Consider the following 1,817-nt stretch of genomic DNA (forward strand, 5'->3'; position numbering starts at 1 on the left):
TTGATGACCTTGTTGAAAATAATGATATTGAAGAAATGACACAAAGAGAACACATCGTCGGCTATCTATGTAAGTTAGTAACTGAATTAGAAACGGAAAATGAGTAATCCTTACTGAACTAACGGAGTAGTTTAGTAGAAGAAGGATATGTTAGGGGGATTTAATATGAAACGTTTAATTATAGGTATAGCAGTAATTATATTGATTTTATTAGCTATGTTTTTTTTTACTACAGGTTCACCAAATTAGAGTGTTATCGGATTATTAAACTAACGGGTGCTTTACTTGAAGATCATAGAGTTGCGTCCTTTTTCTTTATTGAACTAACGGGGCAGTTTAGTTGAATAAGAGGGAGTAAAAGGTTACTTTAAACAGAAATACCAAAGTTTATTCAACTCCGGTTGGTGCTGAATGAAACAGAAGGTTGTAATCATAAAATGAATCTGCGCCAAGTGGTGTATAGCAAACTAGAACAAGAAAGTGATAGTAAAACTCAAGCAAAAGTTATGAATTTCAGTAAAAAGAATGAAGTGAAATACTAATGGTGTATATATAATAGATTTAATTGTTATGTTGTTTTCTATCTTAAATAATCAAAAAGATAGTTTTTAGAGAGGATGATTGGATGAGTAAAGGCTTTATTATTTTTGGAGCAAGTCAAGGGCTTGGCGACGCCTTTGTAAAAGGTCTACCAACAGAGGGCGATACAGTATGGATGGTGTCAAGAACACGACCAGAAAGTTTGGATATTAATGATGGGGTAAATCGCAAATGGCTCTCAATAGATTTATCACATCAACAACAAATCTCTGCTTTAAAGGAAACATTAAAAGACATTGCAATAGATGTATTAATTTATAATGTTGGAGTATGGGAAAAACATGGTTTCGAGGATGACTATACATTTGACAAGGATGAAATTGAAGAAATCTCCAACTTAATCAATATAAATCTAACTTCTACTATTACATATATTCAGGCACTTCTACCAAACGTAAGACAAGCTAAGAATGGAAAAGTCATTTTAATTGGTTCGACGGCAGGCTTAGATCACACAAACAGTTCACAAGTTTCATTTGTTGCCTCTAAATTCGGCTTACGGGGCATTACAAATGCTCTACGTGAACATTTGAGAGAAGATAAAATCCCTGTCACTTGTATTAATCCAGGGGAGCTAGCAGCAGAAGTACCTTATGAAGAAGGTGCAGAAAAGGCAATTGATTTATATGAAGGTACACGTATACCTGTACAAGATATTGTATCTATTGTGCAATGTGTGATTAATTTATCACCAGTTTCATGTGTTAAGGAAATTATTATTCCTTCAATAACAGACTTAAATGCTTGATTGATAAAAAATGTGCAGTAAACGAAGAGACAAAAAGAAAACAGTCCCTTCAAATAAAAAGGACCGTACCAGCTCTTCTACCTTGAGAAATACTTCTACCAACAATATGCATTGTGTCCGCACCAGGGATTAGATTCATTAAAATCCCTGTTAATAAAAACACTTCATAATTAATAATACCGTACACTTTAACACCTCTATCTCTATTTTTTGGGTGCCCTTATTGAAATGAGGTAATTCATTTACTGAACACTTTGAGTAAAATAATAATTAAGGTGTAATCCACTTCTCATTGCGAATATGCAAGACTTTGTGAAGAAGTACACTTCAACTAACGGAGCAGTTTAGTTCAATAAGAGGCGTTTTTAGAAGCGTGTTGAATATAGTTAATATATGGTGATAATTCAATTCAACATTTTCTTGGGGGGAGATTTAATTTGAAGAAAATAATGACTTTATTATTTACAAT

Annotated in this window: 1 protein-coding gene and 1 pseudogene; one reads left to right on the plus strand and one right to left on the minus strand. The window is 33.1% G+C overall.

Features of this window, described 5'->3' with window-relative positions:
- Window positions 1-625 precede the first annotated feature (625 nt).
- The gene (locus tag ACQKM9_RS21840) at window positions 626-1,348 is read left to right on the plus strand and encodes an SDR family NAD(P)-dependent oxidoreductase (RefSeq protein WP_427736576.1); all 723 of its coding nucleotides are present in this window, start codon (window positions 626-628) and stop codon (window positions 1,346-1,348) included.
- A gap of 67 nt (window positions 1,349-1,415) precedes the next feature.
- Here the strand turns inward: ACQKM9_RS21840 and ACQKM9_RS21845 are convergent.
- A pseudogene (locus tag ACQKM9_RS21845) lies at window positions 1,416-1,535 on the minus strand (LysE family translocator); the annotation flags it as partial.
- Window positions 1,536-1,817 lie beyond the last annotated feature (282 nt).

The organism is Viridibacillus sp. NPDC093762, from assembly GCF_050279675.1.
GTDB lineage: Bacteria > Bacillota > Bacilli > Bacillales_A > Planococcaceae > Viridibacillus.